17 protein-coding genes are annotated in these 19,640 nt (G+C 44.5%); 7 read left to right on the forward strand and 10 right to left on the reverse strand.

The window, feature by feature from the left end; translation table 11 throughout:
• Positions 1-30: 30 nt before the first annotated feature.
• The 8 genes from C9991_RS12200 to C9991_RS12235 form a co-directional block, all read right to left on the reverse strand.
• The gene (locus C9991_RS12200; RefSeq protein ID WP_106812751.1) at positions 31-801 is read right to left on the reverse strand and encodes an acyl-[acyl-carrier-protein] thioesterase; all 771 of its coding nucleotides are present in this window, start codon (positions 799-801) and stop codon (positions 31-33) included.
• A gap of 70 nt (positions 802-871) precedes the next feature.
• Positions 872-1,396: an acetolactate synthase small subunit gene (ilvN, locus tag C9991_RS12205; protein ID WP_106812752.1), complete on the reverse strand. Its 525-nt coding sequence runs from the start codon at positions 1,394-1,396 to the stop codon at positions 872-874.
• Between the two features lie 46 nt (positions 1,397-1,442).
• Positions 1,443-3,152 carry a biosynthetic-type acetolactate synthase large subunit gene (ilvB, locus tag C9991_RS12210; RefSeq protein ID WP_106812753.1) on the reverse strand — a complete coding sequence of 570 codons (1,710 nt, stop codon included), beginning with the start codon at positions 3,150-3,152 and terminating at the stop codon, positions 1,443-1,445.
• Between the two features lie 19 nt (positions 3,153-3,171).
• Positions 3,172-4,971: a dihydroxy-acid dehydratase gene (gene ilvD, locus C9991_RS12215; protein WP_106812838.1), complete on the reverse strand. Its 1,800-nt coding sequence runs from the start codon at positions 4,969-4,971 to the stop codon at positions 3,172-3,174.
• A gap of 314 nt (positions 4,972-5,285) precedes the next feature.
• Complete coding sequence (locus tag C9991_RS12220) at positions 5,286-6,281, reverse strand: endonuclease/exonuclease/phosphatase family protein (RefSeq protein WP_106812754.1); 996 nt, start codon at positions 6,279-6,281, stop codon at positions 5,286-5,288.
• Between the two features lie 117 nt (positions 6,282-6,398).
• Positions 6,399-8,957 carry an outer membrane beta-barrel family protein gene (locus tag C9991_RS12225; RefSeq protein ID WP_106812755.1) on the reverse strand — a complete coding sequence of 853 codons (2,559 nt, stop codon included), beginning with the start codon at positions 8,955-8,957 and terminating at the stop codon, positions 6,399-6,401.
• 1 nt (position 8,958) lies between these two features.
• Entirely contained in the window at positions 8,959-9,654 is a 696-nt protein-coding gene (locus C9991_RS12230) for a DUF4974 domain-containing protein (protein ID WP_106812756.1), read from the reverse strand.
• Between the two features lie 60 nt (positions 9,655-9,714).
• Positions 9,715-10,203 (reverse strand): RNA polymerase sigma factor, encoded by a 489-nt coding sequence (locus tag C9991_RS12235; RefSeq protein ID WP_232823327.1) that lies wholly within the window; start codon positions 10,201-10,203, stop codon positions 9,715-9,717.
• A 315-nt stretch (positions 10,204-10,518) separates the two neighbouring features.
• Here C9991_RS12235 and C9991_RS12240 point away from each other — a divergent pair, with 315 nt between their 5' ends.
• The 3 genes from C9991_RS12240 (at position 10,519) to C9991_RS12250 (ending at position 13,819) form a co-directional block, all read left to right on the forward strand.
• Complete coding sequence (locus tag C9991_RS12240) at positions 10,519-11,841, forward strand: ATP-binding protein (protein ID WP_106812757.1); 1,323 nt, start codon at positions 10,519-10,521, stop codon at positions 11,839-11,841.
• Positions 11,842-12,155: 314 nt separating this feature from the next.
• Positions 12,156-13,427 (forward strand): site-specific integrase, encoded by a 1,272-nt coding sequence (locus C9991_RS12245; protein WP_106812758.1) that lies wholly within the window; start codon positions 12,156-12,158, stop codon positions 13,425-13,427.
• Positions 13,424-13,819, forward strand: a complete 396-nt coding sequence (locus tag C9991_RS12250; protein ID WP_232823328.1) for a virulence RhuM family protein — start codon at positions 13,424-13,426, stop codon at positions 13,817-13,819. The genes C9991_RS12245 and C9991_RS12250 overlap by 4 nt, the downstream gene beginning before the upstream one ends.
• A 101-nt stretch (positions 13,820-13,920) precedes the next feature.
• Here C9991_RS12250 and C9991_RS12255 read toward each other — a convergent pair whose 3' ends face one another.
• Together C9991_RS12255 and C9991_RS12260 are read right to left on the reverse strand one after the other, a co-directional pair.
• Positions 13,921-14,259, reverse strand: a complete 339-nt coding sequence (locus C9991_RS12255; protein ID WP_106812759.1) for a helix-turn-helix domain-containing protein — start codon at positions 14,257-14,259, stop codon at positions 13,921-13,923.
• A gap of 93 nt (positions 14,260-14,352) precedes the next feature.
• On the reverse strand, positions 14,353-14,640 hold the full coding sequence (locus C9991_RS12260) for a helix-turn-helix domain-containing protein (RefSeq protein WP_071122342.1): 288 nt from the start codon (positions 14,638-14,640) through the stop codon (positions 14,353-14,355).
• 241 nt (positions 14,641-14,881) lie between these two features.
• Between C9991_RS12260 and C9991_RS12265 the strand changes: the two genes are divergently transcribed.
• From C9991_RS12265 to C9991_RS12280, 4 genes are all read left to right on the forward strand, one after another.
• On the forward strand, positions 14,882-15,181 hold the full coding sequence (locus C9991_RS12265; RefSeq protein ID WP_106812760.1) for a helix-turn-helix domain-containing protein: 300 nt from the start codon (positions 14,882-14,884) through the stop codon (positions 15,179-15,181).
• 77 nt (positions 15,182-15,258) lie between these two features.
• On the forward strand, positions 15,259-15,537 hold the full coding sequence (locus tag C9991_RS12270; RefSeq protein ID WP_081978971.1) for a helix-turn-helix domain-containing protein: 279 nt from the start codon (positions 15,259-15,261) through the stop codon (positions 15,535-15,537).
• 31 nt (positions 15,538-15,568) lie between these two features.
• A complete protein-coding gene (locus tag C9991_RS12275) occupies positions 15,569-17,227 on the forward strand; it encodes a DUF3945 domain-containing protein (protein WP_106812761.1) in 1,659 nt (552 codons plus the stop codon).
• Between the two features lie 98 nt (positions 17,228-17,325).
• Positions 17,326-19,554, forward strand: a complete 2,229-nt coding sequence (locus tag C9991_RS12280) for a type IA DNA topoisomerase (protein ID WP_106812762.1) — start codon at positions 17,326-17,328, stop codon at positions 19,552-19,554.
• Positions 19,555-19,640: the final 86 nt, after the last annotated feature.

Below are 19,640 nucleotides of genomic sequence, written 5' to 3' on the forward strand. Positions count from 1 at the left end.
TAAATTATAACTAACCAGCAAATTTTTCTATCAGTTTTTTACAAAAATAAGTTTACATCTGCACACTTCTTTCATATCTGTGCTATTATCATTGCTTTTTAGCACCATTATGTCGTATTCTTCGTCCGAACGTTGCTCAACAGCGAAATGAAGTTTGTCGCCAAAGTATGATTCTGCCACATAGGCAATGTCGATACGTTGCAATCTATACTTATTGTACCAATCCAATGGCCACATGTCAAGAATGTGTTCAATATACTTAACCGAGTTGATATGTCCATTAACGTCCACATCACTATAATGTGTGTCAATACTGTGACTTACCTCAGTTGTCTTGGCCACCTTAACACGCTTGAAAGGTTCGATAGGACATTCCTTATCTGTTTCAATATACTTTGTAATCAGTCCGTCACGCTCCTGCAATATGTCTACAGGCTGGCGGCTTTCGGTGTCTATCATTGCCCAAATACTGCGACCATAGCCATACATCTTACCTTCTTTATCGCGAATGGTAAAGTTTCGGCTTGTAAAGAACTTCATAACATTCTCCACCCATGTGTCAACAGTTATGCGGTCGTATGCCTTAGGCATATCGGTCATCTCCATAACAAATCGCGACAACACCCATGTCTTGTGCACAGTGTTGAGATAGTCCATACCATAGCCACGCTCGTTGCTATGGAAGTCGGCTGCATTTAGCAGATGATTGCCAAGATGACCAATAAATATTCGATTAGAGAAATCACAGTGGAAAGGCTCTACAAGGAAGTCATAGCTTCCAACTTTGCTTAGTAGATTCATAGTTAAATATAAAATAGAAAAGTCCCACCCCGCCCTATTGGGCAGAGTGGGCGATGATTAATAAATATCTTTATTTATTATGCAGATAATCCTGTACCGGTTCGTTGAAGCTGCGTGTTACAGCCACACGACCAGAACGCGAATATTGCAACAGACAACCAAAGTCGTTGAAAGCACTAAACAGATTCTGCACTTCCTCTGTCAATCCTGCTATCTGTACAGTAGCGTATGTAGGGTTTACCTCCATCATACGTGCTCCGCTGCGTCGTATAACACGCGATATCTCTGGATTCTGCATCAGCACGGGAGTTGAAATCTTGTATATTGCAATCTCGTGGATAAAGAGGTCGCTATCGAGATAGTAGTCGGCCTTAATCACATCTATCTTGCGCTCTATCTGCTTTGTTATCTTTATTATTTGTTCTTCGTCGCTCCAAGCCGTAATGGTGTACTTATGTATGCCTTTTATGCTGGAAGCCGACACATTAAGACTCTCTATATTGACCTGCTGGCGTGTAAACACTGAGGTTATCTGGTTGAGTATACCGGCGATATTCTCCGAGTAAACCAGTAATGTATATAATTTCTGTTCCACTTTTTCTTCAATGTTTAATTATTACTGTCCAATGCTTCATCAATGGTTAAACATTAATCTCAAGAAGCATTTCGTCCACACTCTTACCCGGAGGTGTCATAGGTAGAACGTTGTCTTGCTCTTTAACGGCACATTCGAGGATATATGGACCAGGTGTTGCAAGCATCTTCTCTATAGCAGCATGCAAGTCGTTGCGCTCTATCACCACATCGTAGTTAAGATGGTAACCACTGCATATCTGTGCATAGTCAGGGTTAAGCATCTTTGTGAACGACTGGCGATGGTTGAAGAACATGTCCTGCCACTGGCGCACATTGCCAAGGTAGTTGTTGTTCATAAGTATCACCTTAACTGGAGCCTGCTGTTCCATGATAGTGCCAAGTTCCTGTATACTCATCTGGAATCCGCCATCGCCAGTAAATAGGCATACTGTACGTTCGGGCGAGCCAAATGTTGCACCTACTGCAGCTGGCAATCCAAATCCCATAGTGCCAAGACCACCACTTGTAACAACACTAAGCTTGCGCTTGAACTTAAAGTAACGACATGAGAACATCTGGTTCTGACCAACATCGTTCACCAATACAGCCTCGCCATTTGTTGCCTCAGCTACAGCATTTACAATTTCGCCCATAAGCAGCGGACCATCCTTGGGATGTATGGCAGGCTCTATAACCTTCTGGGTTTCCTGTTCAAGATATGGCTTGAAACTGTCTATCCATTCCTTGTGTTCGTTCTTATTAAGCAAACGAGTGATGGCCGGAAGCGACATCTTACAATCGCCTACAATCGACACGTCAGTCTTAATGTTCTTGTCTATCTCTACATTATCTATATCAAGATGTATAATCTTGGCTTGCTTAGCGTATGTGTCAAGACGTCCGGTAACACGATCGCTGAAACGCATACCAATAGCTATAATAACATCGGCCTGCTGTGTAAGAACGTTGGGCGCATAACTGCCATGCATACCAAGCATACCAACATTTAGAGGATGGTCTGACGGGAGCGCAGAGAGTCCAAGCAATGTGCGGGCAGCCGGTATGTCTGCCTTTTCAAGAAACTCTATAAGTTCATTATGCGCACCACCTAATTCTACACCATGTCCAACAAGTGCTAACGGACGCTCGGCATTATTTATAAGTTTGGCAGCAGCAGCTACATGATCGTCTTGAATCTTTGGATATGGATCGTAGCTGCGAACAGATGTAACCTTTGCAGGCTGCCAATCGCATGTACCTACCTGAGCACTCTTAGGAAAATCGATAACTACCGGACCTGGACGACCTGTACGTGCTATATAGAAAGCACGGCTTATAGCCCAAGCCACATCCTCTGGACGACGTATCTGATAACTCCACTTGCTGATAGGCTGAGCCAAACCCACAAGGTCTACCTCTTGGAATGCATCAGTACCAAGAGCGCTTACACCTACCTGTCCAGCAATAACCACGATTGGGGTAGAGTCGATCATCGCATCGGCTACGCCAGTCAATGTATTGGTAACACCAGGACCGCTTGTCACCAAGCATACTCCGACATCACCACTAACACGCGAGAAACCTTCTGCAGCATGAGCAGCTGCCTGTTCATGACGCACGAGAATATGATCGAAAACTTTTTTCTCGCCTCTTGTATAATCGTATAGAGCATCAAACACCGGCATTATAGCTCCGCCGGGATAGCCAAAGATAGTCTTTACACCCTCGTTCTTGAGAGAACGCATCAAGGCTTCTGCTCCTGTAATTTTTTCCATATAGTCCTTCTCCTTTGCTTTAGATTATTCTCACACCACCCTTATCTGCCGAACTAACGCTCTGCGCATATGCACGTAATGCCTTGCTCACCTTACGGTCGCGTGTAAGTGGTTGCTGTGGACGTGCGGCAAGTTCCTCATCACTTAGCTTGACATTTATTGAACGGTTGGGGATATCAATCTCGATAATATCGCCATCCTTAATCTTTCCAATGTTGCCGCCAGCTGCAGCCTCAGGAGATATATGTCCGATACTCAGACCAGATGTGCCACCAGAGAATCGACCGTCAGTAATGAGAGCACACTCCTTACCAAGGTGCATACTCTTAATATAAGATGTAGGATAGAGCATTTCCTGCATACCAGGGCCTCCCTTAGGACCCTCGTGGGTTATAACAACGCAGTCGCCACTCTTTATCTTTCCACCAAGTATACCCTCGCAAGCTGCTTCCTGTGAGTCAAACACTTTTGCAGGACCACTAAACTTCCATATCGAAGGGTCAACACCAGCAGTCTTAACCACGCATCCGTCCTGAGCAATATTGCCAAACAGAACAGCCAATCCACCATCTTTGGTATAAGCATGTTCGAGAGAACGTATACAACCATTCTCGCGATCTACATCAAGCGATTCCCATTGTGCATCCTGACTGCCCATCTTTGTAGAGAACTTTCTACCTGGTGCACTATGATAAATGCGGTCTGCCTCAGCCGATATTTTCTCACCCGTAATATCATATTCGTTCATAGCCTCAGCAAGTGTCAATCCATCAACACGCTTTGTTTCGCCATGTATCAGTCCGCCACGGTTAAGCTCGTTCAAAATACCAAGAATACCACCTGCACGGTTGCACTCCTGTACACTATACTTCTGAGTATTTGGCGAAAGCTTGCACAGGCAAGGCACATGACGACTAAGTTTATCTATATCTGCCATAGTAAACTCTGCCTCTGCCTCTTGAGCAATAGCAAGCAAGTGCAGCACAGTGTTAGTACTACCTCCCATTGCGATATCAAGAGTCATGGCATTGAGGAAAGCATTGCGTGTGGCAATGTTGCGTGGCAACACACTATCGTCTCCATCCTGATAATAAGCAAAGGCATTCTTCACTATCTGGCGGGCAGCAGCCTTAAACAGCTCGATACGATTCTTGTGTGTGGCAAGGATGGTGCCGTTGCCAGGCAGAGCCATACCAATAGCTTCGGTCAAGGAGTTCATTGAGTTGGCTGTGAACATACCCGAACAGCAACCACAGCCTGGACACGAGCACTTCTCTATCTGCTCAAGGTCGTCGTCGGACACCGTCTTGTCGGCACCCTTAATCATAGCTGTAATAAGGTCGGCATTTTCGCCATTCCAACGACCAGCCTCCATAGGTCCACCCGAACAGAACACAGTAGGAATGTTAAGGCGCATCGACGCCATAAGCATACCCGGAGTAATCTTGTCGCAATTAGAAATGCAAATCATAGCATCAGCCTTATGGGCATTGACCATGTATTCCACCGAGTCGGCTATAATGTCGCGTGACGGCAATGAATATAGCATACCATCGTGTCCCATAGCAATACCATCGTCAATAGCGATAGTATTAAACTCGGCTGCATAGCAACCCATACTCTCAATTTCCTGCTTAACAATCTGTCCTATCTCATGTAGATGTGTGTGACCAGGTACAAACTGTGTGAACGAGTTGACAATAGCAATAATGGGCTTGCCAAACTGTTCGTGTTTCATACCTGCGGCGACCCAAAGAGCGCGAGCTCCTGCCATACGGCGGCCTTCGGTACACACTGCGCTTCTTAACTGATGTTTCATTTGCATATTGTTTCTTGTTTTATCTATTTCTTTTATGTTCTTGTATAAAGTGTCCTGAACAACACCTGCATAGTGCAAAGGTAATTAGTTTTTGTATAACAGCCAACAAATTCTAAGTAATTTTTGCTCTTTTGCAAAGGTTATACAGTAAAAACAGATAAAAAAGTAACAAATTAATAGCCATATGACACAATTTATTTTATTTTGTGCAATTTATCTTACAACAATCTTCATACAATACATCATCAAGAGTTATCTGAACTTATCACTTTAACTAAATACAAAGAATTATCACACCTCATGCTTTATCTTGGCTACCACCCAAAAGTGGCAACAAGTGGCAAATGGTCGCTAAAACCATTAAGATAACGCGGACCAAGATAATTGCGGCGCGGTTTCACGCCACCATACTTATCATCTGGTTCGATAAGAAACGGAGCATCGTATATATAACAATTGTCTACACTTGCAGCCAACGATTCGCTTACAAGTATATGGTCTAAGCTTCCCCACTCGCCTTGATAACGATATGTTCCTTTAGCCCCGTTGTGTCCTGTTGCCTTTTCCGAGATGTCTTTCATACGATTGCTGCACAACAGACGCACGCTTGCCGATTGGCTATAGTCGTTAAAGTCGCCAGCAATGATTATCTTCGCATCTTTCGACACATTATTATATATAGAGTCTATCACTTCGGCCACCTTACTGGCTGCCGCTATACGAAAAGGTCGCGATTGTCGTTCGCCACCACGTCTGCTGGGCAAATGTGCCACAACAACATGCAAGGTATCTCCAGATGCGATAATACCCGAAGCATATAGTATGTCACGTGTAGGTCGCATATTCCTTATTGGCTCCACCCTCACACTATGACTATTTATCAACCTAAAAGAAAAAGGAGAGTATACCAATGCTACATCTATGCCACGCTCGTCTGGCGAGTTTGTCATAACATATTCATACCGGGCATTGCGCAACAAGCTACGCCTTGTAAGGTCGTGCAACACACTATCGTTCTCTACCTCGCATAGAGCAACCATATCTGGCAACTGCCAAGACCGACCTTTTACATAGTCTACATCTTTAAGTTCCTTGCCTTGCAACACGCCTACTTGTTTCTCTCCACACGCTATTATTGTCTGCCCCACTCTATTAAGCTTGCGCCAATAGCGTGTACGCGTCCAATGATACGAACCATCCGGCAAAAACTCTGTGTCATTCTTCAAAGAGTCGTGCCTACAGTCGAAAAGATTTTCGCAGTTAAGTTCTACGAATGTGAAGAGGGAGATTAGAAGCATTGATAGAGTCATTTGTTGTAGTTTTTTTATAGATTCAACTTCAAGGTATAATCACTAACACAAAAGTAAGCATTAAATCTGAGTTGACAAACACCTGAAACGAAAACTTTCATAAAGACAAACCCAAAGCTACAAGCGGCTCTTCTCCTCATTGCCGGCACCCGTACCTTTATACTTACTTTTTGCTGTATTGAAGTTATACGATAAGGTCATACCTACACAACGTTCATAGCCATAACAGTCTTTTTTCATTACGGTATGGCTGCCATACATTGTCCATTGTTCCTTGTCGGTCTTGAACAAGTCGTTGGCATAAACGCCTATTACAAGAGCGTCGTTGAGGAATGACTTTGTGAACTTCACGTCCACACGAGCAAATGATTTTGTTTTTTGCAGGTCATTAAACCTACCCGTCTTATATCTCATATTGAGGAAAGCCTTTAGTGTAGGCGTTATGTTGAAACGATTGTTTAGACGGAAGTTGAAGCATGGTCTGTTTGATGGTTTGTTGATATCAAAACCATCAGTACACAAGAACGACTGTGTGTAATCTATCTCTGTCATAGGATTATACCAACCGAAACGGGGCGAAGCCACTATCGACACATACACATCCTGACTATTATTGAAGTTGACATTGCGCAGAAAGACAATGTCCTTACCTTGATATAATGTAGCTATCCACACCATAGGTTTGTCGATATAGTTGTAGCCGGCATTGAACGACAACCAATCGTACACCACATTCAAGTCCACATTATTTATTATACAAGGACAGAGATAAGGATTTCCACCCTCATAAGTATAGCGATTATCATACTGCACCTCATCACGCAGACTGTTATAGCTGGGTCGCTGAGTCTTGCATGTATAAGCAAGTTGCAATGCCCATTTATCACTATTCCATGACATAGAAGCAGAAGGAAACCAATCGGAATATCTACGACTCGGCTCAGTCTGCAATTCCCCGAAATAATAATAATCGGACTTTACATTCTCGTATCTCACACCTGCATTTACCGTGATGTCGCCAAACTTCAAGCCATACTCAGCAAAGCCAGCAATGTTATGTTCCTCTATCTTTGTATTCGACGCAGCGACATATTGTTCGGCATTAGCGTATTCGCCACGAATACGTGAGGATGTAAATTCGGTGCCTATGCTTAGCGTTCCCTTCCAAACTGGGTAAGACAGAATGAGTTTGGCGGCAGCCATATCACTATGCTGTCTGTTGCATGTATGCACGTCGCGACTCTCAATATCTGCACTACTCTCTTTGATTGACATCGTCCTACCTTTCTTTTTCCAGAAATAAGTAGCGTTGAAATCCACACCCAACTTGCCTATCTTACCTACATAATATGCATTAGCGTTATGTGTAGGACTAAAGCAATCACTCATATTGGCCGCTTCGTTTACGAATGCTGTTTGCTTTCCGTTTTCCATTATCTTCTGATAAGAGCCGGTCATCTCTCCTTTGCCAAAACCCGACTGATTTTCGTAGCTCAATCCAAATGTATTGTCATCATCTATGGAATAAGCAAAGGCAGCCTTAGCTCCGGCTCCTTTTGAACGATACTTAAGCGGTGCTGCCTGTTCAATGAATATATTCTTCGTACCATTGATTTCGTTAGACAATACATTATCCTCACCTCCGGGTGTCGTTGAACCCCATAGTTCACCAAATACTTCTACCTTATTAGTACGATATATTGACGACATGTATTGCGAACCACCCCACCACTTGTTGAACATTGTAGTAGTATAGTTCTCGCCACTCCATCCTTCGCCCTGACGGCGTATTGTATTGATACGTATTACGGACTTAACCTCTGCATTATATTTAGCACCTGGTGCGGTGACAATCTCTACATTCTTTATATTATCCGATTTAAGTTGATGCAGTTCGTTAAGATCTCTCACCTGTCGGTTGTTGATATAGATAAGCGGCGAACCTTTGGCAAACACATTCACCGTTCCATCCGAACTGACATCAACGCGAGGCATTTCGCGCAACACATCAGTTGCTGTACCAATCTTGTTAAGATCGGAGTGTTCTATATCAACAATCATACCCTCCTGTCCCAACTTTATGTTCTCGCGCATAGCTTTTACCTTCACGCCTTTAAGGTTTATCGTATTCTCATGCAGAACGATTGCTCCTATCATACCGGTATTGTATGAGTGGAATACGGTCTGATAGCCCACACAACTCACCCTTACTATTGCCTTACGGGCTTTGCTGGGAATCACAAACTGACCGTTCTCGTTAGTCACACCACCATTTATCAATGAAGAGTCACCCACATTAAGCAACGCTACATTGGCATAATCTATCGGGCGATTATTGCTGTCAACTACGCGACCAATCATTTTTGTAGATGATTTCTGCGTGCATTCCACGAATATATTGTCGCCATCTATCGTCATCTTCATCGGATAGAAACCAATGATTTGCCTGATGGCATCAGGAGCGGTTCGCTTCACCACATCAGTGGTAACCGTGAAGTCCTCCAACTCATCATATATGAAATTGATGTGATAATCCTTTGTGCTCTTGGCAAGGACGGTGAGAGCTTCTGACATTGAAGTGTTGCGGAAATTGTGGGTAATGCGTTGGGCATAAGCGGAGTGAAGAGAAATACTCATCAAGCCCACGAGCAATATAACGTATCTTAATCTTTTCATCTTATTCCACTATTAGGGTTTGACCTTCATGACGAATGTTCACTTTCTCGAAATGATTCATCAGTTTGATGATATCATCTATGCTCATATCCTCCTTCAGTTGAAGAAACAGACGGATATGTCGGGCCGACTCGTTCTGATAAGTCACCTTAAGATGGAAATGCTCTGCTATAGGGGTCAGGATATTCTTAAGCTCAGCGTTTTCATAAACCAACGGAAACTTGGCAATACTTGCAGAATCTGCCTTTTCTTCTATGTTAGCTTTCCGAGTGAAAGAAACCTCCAGCACAGAATCCTTGCTTGCAGCAATGAGTTCGGTATTGTTCTTGTCTGATGTCTGACGAGAAAGCAAAGCCAGATGAATGGCTGCAAAGGCGAAGCCTGAGACAACAAGGACTGCAGCAACGGCTGCCACCTTTCTCATCGGACTCCAAAAAGAAACCACTTCGGTGCTTTGCTTCTTTTCTTCTTTCAGTTTCTTCCATTCCTCATCTATCGAAGGCATCTTCATCTCTTCCTTCGACTTGTCGAAATCAAGTGCCTGTCGGGTATCTACCATCTGCTGATAGAGTTCTTTCATTTCCTCATCGCCCAAAAGTTCGGCCTTCTGTGTTTCGGAATAGCTTTCAAGACGCTCCAAGAGGTCGAGGAGCATATCCCATTTCTTAGAATCTATACTATATAACTCTTGTTTCATTTTCTTTTCTTCATTTTAGGGTTTCTATTGTAAGCTTAATACAATATAATAATTGTTATGCTACTTTCCTTTCAACTTTCCTCTGAGCGTTCGCAAACCTTTCACGATGTGCTTGTTCACAGCCGAGATGCTGATGCCTAATTCTTCCGCTGTATCCTTATACGACATGCCTTCGCGATAGCACAATCGGATAACGGAAGCGGTCTGATTGGTCAAGTCGTTGTCGATGCAATCCACCGTTGCTTGCCATCGCTCTTCCAGGCGGTAAGGCTCTTCCTCCGTTAGTTTCTCTTCCGAGAGAGGAAGAAGCTGTTTAAGCCTTTCATCCCGTTTCTTCTTGGCAATAATATTGATGCAAGCATTCTTCACGCTTCGCATCAGATAAGCCTGGTCAGGAATCAGCTGTTTATTCCACAACCTTGAGAACACGTCGCTCACCACATCCTTCGCTTCATCGTTGTCATGTAGCAAGGCAAAGGCTAAGCGATACATCCGTTCGTAATGGTCGTGAAACAGCTGTTCCATCTGCTGTTCATTATTTTCAGTCATTACGTCATTTTCTTTTTGTTTCTACTCTTATAGACAAGCTTTCCATAAATCAATCACCCCTAAAATGAAGAATTATTCATGTTTCTTTTGGGAAAACATTTTAGCCTATTTTATACAAAGGTAATAAAAAAGATAGGTTATTATGCTTAAAAAAATATAATAACCTAATTGTTTTTCTATGTTTATTTGGTCGTATGTGTCGAAAAGTGTAGCTTTGCGATGATTTTATGTGTCAGAAAGTGTAATATTTAGCTATTATTATATGTCTAAAAGTGTAATATTCTGACATTATCATGTGTCTAAAAGTGTAAATCTATGAAAAGAAAGATATATACCCAACTTGTAGATTGGAAGAACCAAGAGCATCATAAACCATTGATACTAAATGGAGTAAGACAATGTGGAAAGACTTATATTCTAAAAGAATTCGGTCTGAATGAATTTGACAATCTTGCTTACGTCAGTTGTGATAGAAATGAGAACCTGCATGCTATATATGCAGGCGACTTTGATACTGCAAGAATCATTCGAGGATTAAGTGCCTTGACTGGAGTGGATATAATCCCTGGCAAGACTCTTATATTCTTGGATGAGGTGCAAGCATTCCCACAGGCATTGGAAGCATTGAAGTATTTCTGCGAAGATGCTCCAGAGTATCATATAGTGGTGGCAGGTTCGCTATTGGGTGTTGCCTTGCATGCAGGTGTATCCTTTCCGGTAGGCAAGGTACAGACAATGCGTCTGTTCCCTATGGATTTTGAAGAATTCCTAATGGCTATGGGCGAAGACCAGTTGCTTAAACTAATGCACAGCAAGGACTACGAATTGATGAATGCGTTCCACGAAAAGTTGAAAGACTATTTGCGCCAATACTATTACGTGGGTGGAATGCCTGAAGTAGTGAAGACATATGTAGAAAACAGATTGCTAAACCAAGTGCGCAATATACAGAACGAAATACTCTCCAACTATGCCAGCGACTTCTCCAAACATGCTCCTACGCAAGAGGTGCCACGCATAGACATGGTATGGCAGTCGATATTGGGTCAACTATCTAAAGAGAACAAGAAGTTTGTGTATGGTGTATTGAAGAAAGGTGGCAGAGCCAAGGAGTTTGAACTGGCAATACAATGGTTGGTAGATGCTGGTTTGGTGTATAAGATAACAAAGGTGACAAAGCCGGAATTGCCCTTGAAGTTTTATGAAGACTTGTCGGCATTCAAGCTTTATCTATGCGATTGTGGACTGATGGGGGCTATGGCAGATACCGCTGCGAAGGATGTGTTGCTTGGCGATAACGTGTTTACAGAGTATAAAGGAGCGTTCACAGAACAATATGTTCTTCAACAGTTACTTGCGTCGGGCATCAATCACATCTACTATTACAGTTCCGATACCTCTCGTATGGAAATGGATTTCCTTGTTCAACGCAATGGTGCCATATTGCCTATAGAGGTGAAGGGCGGAACAAGCATAAAGGCCACTTCATTGCACAATTATCTTATGGAACATCCTGACATATCAGCCATACGCTATTCAATGTTGCCATACCGCCAACAAGAGAATATCACCAATATGCCACTATACGGAGTTTTTAAAGGTGAAAGTACATATAAAAAGTGTTTGAGAGAAGAATGAGGAAAGTTTACTGGTTATCAGTTACTTTCCTCATTCTGGTTAAAAGTGACGAGGACAGACGAAGACGGGAATATGACAAGATGAGACAGAGGAACGTTACCTATCCGTAACCTATACCCCAAATGGGGAATGTTGAAGTTCGGAAGAATAAGGAAGGTTACGAATTGAATTTTAATACTCTGATTTATAGTGAGTTACTGATGAGTAACGTAAGATTTTTGGTTACGAACCAAATTTGCCGTGTTCTGCCGTGAAATGCGTAGCAAGAAAAGACTCTTCATGTATTAATTTTGAACGCAAAAAAGAATGACGTTATGAAGAGTACATTTTCAATTATCTTCTACCTCAAAAGACAGGTAGTAAAGAAAGATGGTACTGTTCCAGTTATGGGACGTATCACAGTGGACGGAACACAGTCGCAGTTCAGTTGCAAGACAACTGCCAATCCAGATTTGTGGGACACCAAGGGCGGACGCATGATAGGTAAGAGTATGCAGGCCTTGGAAGTGAACCGCAAATTGGACAAGATGCGTGTGAGTATCAGTAAGCATTATCAGGAGATTATGGACAGGGACAACTTCGTCACTGCCGACAAGGTGAAGAACGCCTTTCTTGGCTTGGAGTATCGTTGCCATACCCTGATGAAAGTCTATTCTCAAAGCCGTGATGAAATGGAAAAGCAATATAAGGCTGGCATGAAATCTTTGAGTACATACACGAAGTATAGAATTGGGTGTGCCTATGTTGGCGAGTTCTTGCAGACGCATTACCATGTGAAGGATATTGCTCTGAAAGAGTTATCGCTGCCTTTTATCACAGACTACGAGACTTTTCTCAGAACCGACAAGCACTTGAAGATAAACTCTGCGATGGTGTTTGTCCGCAATCTCCGTGCAATGGTATTCCGTGCCATAGATAATGAATGGCTCGTAAAAGACCCATTCAGACGATATGAGTACAAGGAAGAAGAGACCACAAGAGAGTTTCTGAGCAAAGAAGAGATTCATCTGTTGATGGAGACACCTATCACAAGAAAGAAGATGAGTATGGTGCGTGACTTATTCCTGTTCTGTTGTTTTACAGGTCTCGCTTTCATTGATCTGTACAACTTGAAGGAAGAGAACATCAAGGAATTTTTCGATGAAGGTGAATGGATTGTTATCCATCGACAGAAGACAGGAACGGAAGCCAACATCAAGTTGCTTGATTATCCCAAGCAGATTATGGAAAAATACCGTGGATTATGTGAAGACGGCAGGGTGTTTCCTGTACCCAACTACAAAAGTTGTATGGATTCGCTCAAAAGACTGGGCAAAAAATGTGGTATCACCAAGCCGCTGTCCTGGCACATGAGCCGTCATTCGTTCGCAACCTCGGTTTGCCTCTCCAACGGAGTCCCAATAGAAACCGTGAGTTCAATGCTTGGTCACAAGGACATAAAGACAACTCAGGTGTATGCCAAAATAACCAAGGAGAAATTGAGCAAAGACGTGGAAAAGTTGTCTCAGCAGATTAATAACATTGAGGAATTCACGTTTGGAAATGTTTGCAACGATAATACTAACACAATAAATGGCAGAGTATGAAACGACAAGTGATAACAATACAAGAAGATATGGTCATCTACGCCCCACATCATGGTGAGGTGTGGATGACAGTTTGGGAGATTGCCGAACTGTTGAATGTAACAGGGACAGCAGTGAAGAATACCATCAAGCGCATTTGGAAACAAAGTGTGCTGAAAGATTTCCAGCATTCGCAATACGTCAAACTTGAAAATGGATATTCTGCGCATGTCTATGATATGGAAGTGATTATCGCCATAGCACTTCAAATGGATACATACCAAGCCTTGTTGTTCAGACAATGGCTTATCAGTAAGGTTGTGAACCGCAAGGATTGCCAAGCAGAGCAAGTAAAACACGAGTATCCGATGATTATTGTGATGAACGGAACGATGCCAAGAGGTGCAAGTTAGAATTTTTCATCTTTTTAATAAGATTCCTACACCTTTATAATATAATAGCGTACAGAGAGAACGATTTTTGTCGTTGTACCCTGTACGCTATTCTTGTTTCGCTATAATGAAGCAGTACCCTCCCCTTGTGAAACAGTGCCGTCGATTATCGGCTTGCGGTAATTACCAGTGAGAAGTGCTTGTATCTCGGATTCCGGATAGAGGGTTTTGCCACATAATATAATGTAGGGCAAGATGCCTTGTTTGCGATATTCCTGCAAGGTGCGGCGACTAAGCTTCAGGAGCTCGGAGAGTTCCTTGTCGGTGAGGTATCGCTCCCCGTCCAAAGGAGGGTTGTAGGACTCGATGAATGAGGATAGCCAGTTGTTGGCTTTCTTCAAGGATTGCATGGCGGTGTCTATCGACTTGCTCTCATGCGTAAGAAGTTGGTTCATGTTCATTGTTTACAATTTGGATTAAGTGGTGAATATAAAATGTGTTGGCTCGCCCAGGGTGAAGTTTTCGGCTTTGCCTTGGGCGAGTTTGGCTTTACGCTATACCGATTTGATTCTGGCGATAAGCGGAACGATGGCTTTGACCTCTTCGGGGCAGTAATAGAATTGGCGACCTATTTGGGTATGCCCCAAGAAACGGCGGTCACGAAGTTTTTGTAAGGTGCGCTGGCTGATGCGAAGTTGCTGGCAGACCTCATGACCTGTAAGCCATTTGTTCAGACGCTTGCCGTTAGCCTTATGCTTCAGCAACTCAACTTTCTTTACCAAGGCATCGTATCTTGCCATCATCAAGTCGAATGCCTTCTTTTCCATTGTTACTACTTCCATATTCTCTGTTTTATTGGTTCAACAAATTCGGGTGCAAAGTTAATGTGTGTATGTTGAAAAACAATGAAAATGAATAACTGTGGCAGTGCTTTTCTGGGGTTTGCCGACCGCTTGGCAAGAAAAATCAAGAAAATTATACGTGGGTCATTAATGAGTTGTTAAACGGGTATTTCGCAAATGCTTAATTTTGCCGCCGAGAAATCAAAACAACGAATTATATAACATTTCAAACGGAATTAGGATGGAAGTAATAACAATGGAAAGTGCAGCCTTCAAAAAGCTGACAGAACAGTTGACAGAAATAGTCCAGTACGTGCGATTGGCAAACATGGCGTTTCAAGAGAACTTGACGGGTAAGGGATTCAAGCCGATGTTGACCAATGACGATGCAGCTAAGATGCTTGGTGTGAGCAAGCGCACCTTGCAGCGAATGCGCTCAGAGAACCGCATTGTTTATATTAAAATTGGTAATCAATGCCGATACCAAGTTGAAGCCATTGAAAGAATGGTTGAGGAACGAACAATAGCAAAGGAAACATGAGCATGGAAGATGGAACATTGAGAAAACTGGAGTTATATCTCCATGACCTACACAAAAAGATAGACAGCATTTACGATATGCTGATGTTGAGACACGAACGAGAGACGGAGCAAAAAGGAAGTTCTGCCATCAATGAAAAATTGCTCGACAACCAAGACCTCTGCCTCTTATTTCAAATCTCCCCTCGTTCCCTTCAACGCTATCGCAGTCTGGGAGTGCTTCCCTACAAGCGTTTGGGGCAGAAAACATACTACACGGAAGAGGATGTTATGCAGTTTGTAGAGAATAATGTCAAAGAATTCAAGAAAGAGAATGTGGAGCATTACTTGACCCGCATTCATCAGAAATTCAAATAACAACAGTATTCACCATTAAAAATTTACAATTATGGTACAAAAGAAAAAGAGTGATGAACAGGACGTGCTGGTAGTCCGTGACGAGAAGACGGGCGAGATCAGCGTCGTCGCCGGACTCAGCAGGGACGGCACACCGAAGCGAGCGCCCGCCAAGGCGGAGAACACGTCCGACTTCCTGCGTTTTGACCGCAACAGTGACTTGTTGGACAGTTTCTTTAGAAACTTCTTCCGCCAGTGCAAGGAGCCAAGCCGATTCGGATTCTACCGCATAGCGGCAGACCAGGTGGAAAACCTGCTTGGCGTGATGAAGGAGTTACTGAAAGATCCGGAGGCTAACAAAGAGATTCTTTCCGCCCACAAGGTTGACACCTCCAATTATGAGAAAGAGGCAAAGCAATCGGAAGGTCAGGCGAAAGAAACCGCATCATCGGACGATGCGTCCAAGACGCAAGCTAACAAAGAAAAAGAGAATGTATCATCTGAACAAACCAACGAAAAAGAGAACGACATGGAACAGAAACCAGAACAGACCGCAACCGAACAGCAGGCACAGACCGCTCCGGGTGTAAAGCAGAACCTCATCAGTGGTAACGATGTGAACCTGCAGGAACTTGGTGCCAAATATGGCATAGACTTCAACAGTATGAATGAGAAGGATATGAAAGCCCTGCTCAACTACGGCAAGACGGGGCTTGTGATAGTGAAGCCGACCTTCGGTGGTGAACAGATAGAGATACAGGCCCGTCTGTCATTCCGCAAGGACGATAACGACCAGTTGCAACTCGTGCCGCATTTCGTGCGCAACGAGCCAAAACTCGATGTAGCTTACAAAGGCTATACCTTCACTCCAGAGGACAAGAAGAACCTGTTGCAGAACGGTAACCTCGGAAAGGTTGTGGATTTCCCCGACAAGAATACAGGTGAGCTGCGTCCTCATTTCATCAGTATCGATCGTCTCACCAATGAGATTGTTGACATCCCTACCAACAAGGTGCGCATACCCGATACCATCGGCAAGACACCTATTACCAAGGACGACAAGAGAGTGCTCTACTCAGGTATTCCGCTTCGCAAGGAGATTGAGCTTGCCAACGGGCGCAAGTTTACACCGCTGTTGCAGGTGAATGTGGAACAGCGTGGCGTGGAGTTCGTGCCTGGCAGCACAAGACAGGCGCAAGGTCAGAAACAGAATGGGGACAAGAAGCAGACCGTTGACAAGCAGGAGCAGAAGGCAGAAGGTGATGCGGGCGGCCAGAAGAAGCAGCAAGATCCCAACCACTGGCTCAATGAGGACGGGACCATCCGCCGACTCAACACCTATTTCAAGAAGGAACTGACCGAGCAGCAGAAGGACGACTATGTGGCAGGCAAGACCATCGAGATCAAGGAAGTGCCCAACAAGAACGGCAGCGGCACCTATACCGCCTATGTGAAGTTCGACTTCGACAAGATGCAGCCACGTTCCTACCGCAACAATCCAGACCTCAAACAAGCAAAGGAACAGATTCCGACCAACGAGAACAAGGTACAAGTCGCCGTCAACGAGCAGGGCAAGACCCATGAGGCGACCAAGCACACCAAGGATCCGCTGAGTCCGGGACAGTCTGCGCCAAAGAACGAAAAGCAGCAGAAGGAACAGAACGCCGAGGAACAGAAGCCAAAGAGAAAGGCAAGAAGCGTGAAGATGTAGTTGCCGCCACTTGATCCACAGAGTTAATCATCCATTATAACAACCGACATCTGCGACCGTCTATCCCACGGTTGCGGATGTCACAAAAACAACTGACAATGAAGACAATCATCGCAGAGAAACCAAGCGTAGCCAAGGAAATCGCCCGCATTGTTGGAGCTGACAAGCGTGAGGAAGGCTATATGCAGGGCAATGGCTATTATGTGACATGGGCATTCGGACATTTAGTGCAGCCAGCCATGCCGGAAACTTACGGCATGAAGGGATTCCATGCAGAGAATCTGCCTGTGATTCCCGACCCGTTCGTTCTTGTTCCCCGACAAGTCAAGACAGAGAACGGCTGCAAACCAGATGCAGGTGTGCTTGCCCAGATTAAAATTATCGGCAAGCTGTTTGACAGCAGTGAGCGCATTATCGTAGCAACCGATGCCGGACGTGAGGGAGAGTTGATTTTCCGATACCTCTATGCGTATCTCGGTTGCAGGAAGCCTTTCGACCGTCTCTGGATCAGTTCGCTTACGGACACCGCCATCCGTGAGGGACTTCAGAACCTCAGGGATGGCAAGGAGTATGACAATCTCTATCATGCAGCCAAGGCACGAAGTGAGGCAGACTGGCTCGTAGGCATCAACGGCACACAAGCCCTGACGATAGCTGCAGGACGTGGCACCTATTCCGTAGGTCGTGTGCAGACCCCGACCCTTGGCATGGTGTGCGAACGCTATTGGGAACACAAGCGTTTCGAGTCGAAACCGTTCTGGCAGGTACACTTCGGTGTGGTTGATGCAGACAGTGGCAATATACTGAAGTTCACATCAGTCAACCGCTGGACAGACAAAGCTACCGCAACCGATATATATAATAAGGTGAAAGATACCGGCTCTGCCATCATCACAAAGGTCACAACCAAGCGAAAGGTGGAGAAGGCACCGCTCCTTTACGACCTTACCACCTTGCAGAAAGAAGCCAACTCCCAGCATGGCTTCACGGCAGAGCATACACTCTCCATCGCCCAGAAACTCTACGAGGCAAAATTCATCACCTATCCAAGAACATCAAGCCGCTATATCTCGGATGATGTATTTGCCACCCTTCCCAAACTCTTCAAGAATCTGGAGAATCATTCGGAATATGGAGAAAAAGTGAAACTCTTGCCTGGCAGTGAGGACTACAGCAAGAACAGCGTGAATGCCGCCAAGGTGACCGATCACCATGCCCTGCTCATCACAGAAAATGCAGCCATTGGTCTTTTCAAGGACGAGAAGATCGTTTATGACATGATATTGTGCCGGATGATTGAAGCGTTCTCGGCAGACTGCATCAAGGACATCACATCAGTATCGGCGCAAGTGGATCATGAAGTTGAGTTTGGCATCAGTGGCTCCATCATCCGACAGACTGGCTGGCGAGCGTTGTCGCTCAAGGAAAAGAACAACAGGCAGGACAAGGATGCAGACGCAACAGACAATGAGGTCAAGGATCAAGTCATTCCCAACTGGCAAGAAGGACAGCATGTCACTCTTTCTGGCTGCACCATCACGGAGGGCAAGACCAAACCAAAGCCATTGCATACGGAATCCACATTGCTTGCAGCAATGGAAAATCCGTGCAAGCGAGAGCAGGTCCAAACTTGTTTGGATTTGCCGAGTGCAGCCGGATTTGGCGGAACGCAAACCGCAGGCAAAGAGATAGAAGATGATACGATGCGCCAGGCAATGAAGGACAGCGGTATTGGCACACCTGCCACACGTGCCGCCATCATCGAAACCCTGCTCAAACGAGAGTATATGGTGCGCCAGCAGAAGAAACTTGTGCCGACGGAAAAAGGACTCGCCCTGCATTCCGTGGTGAAGAACATGGCGATTGCCAATGTGGAGATGACGGGCAAATGGGAGGCGGAACTTGCCAAGATTGAACGAGGTGAAGCAAGTGCAGACGGGTTCACCCATAGTATCGAAGGCTATACCCGTGAAATCACTGCGGAATTGTTAGGTTGTGACAGACTTTTCAGCCACAAGGATTCCGGCTGCCAGTGTCCTAAATGCAAGCAAGGTACCATGCAGTTCTTCGGAAAGGTAGTAAGATGCAGCAACAAGGAGTGCGGTATGCCAGTGTTCAAGCAGGTAGCAGGAAAGTTGCTCACTGATGCCGACATCACCGACTTGCTTACCAAGAGCAAGACCAGAACGCTCAATGGTTTCACCAGCAAGCAAGGCAAATCGTTCTCCGCAGCCATAGCCTTTGACGAGAATTTCAACACGAAATTCGTCTTTGCAGAGCGCAAAACAGCAGAAAAGCGAGGAAATGTGAAGAGATACAAGAAATAGTTTGTACCTTTGCCACCGAAACATGGTTCATAAATGGTGTCTTTATTCAGGATGCTTTTATTTACTGTGGATTAAGTGGCGGCACT

The organism is Prevotella merdae (genome assembly GCF_900290275.1).
GTDB lineage: Bacteria > Bacteroidota > Bacteroidia > Bacteroidales > Bacteroidaceae > Prevotella > Prevotella merdae.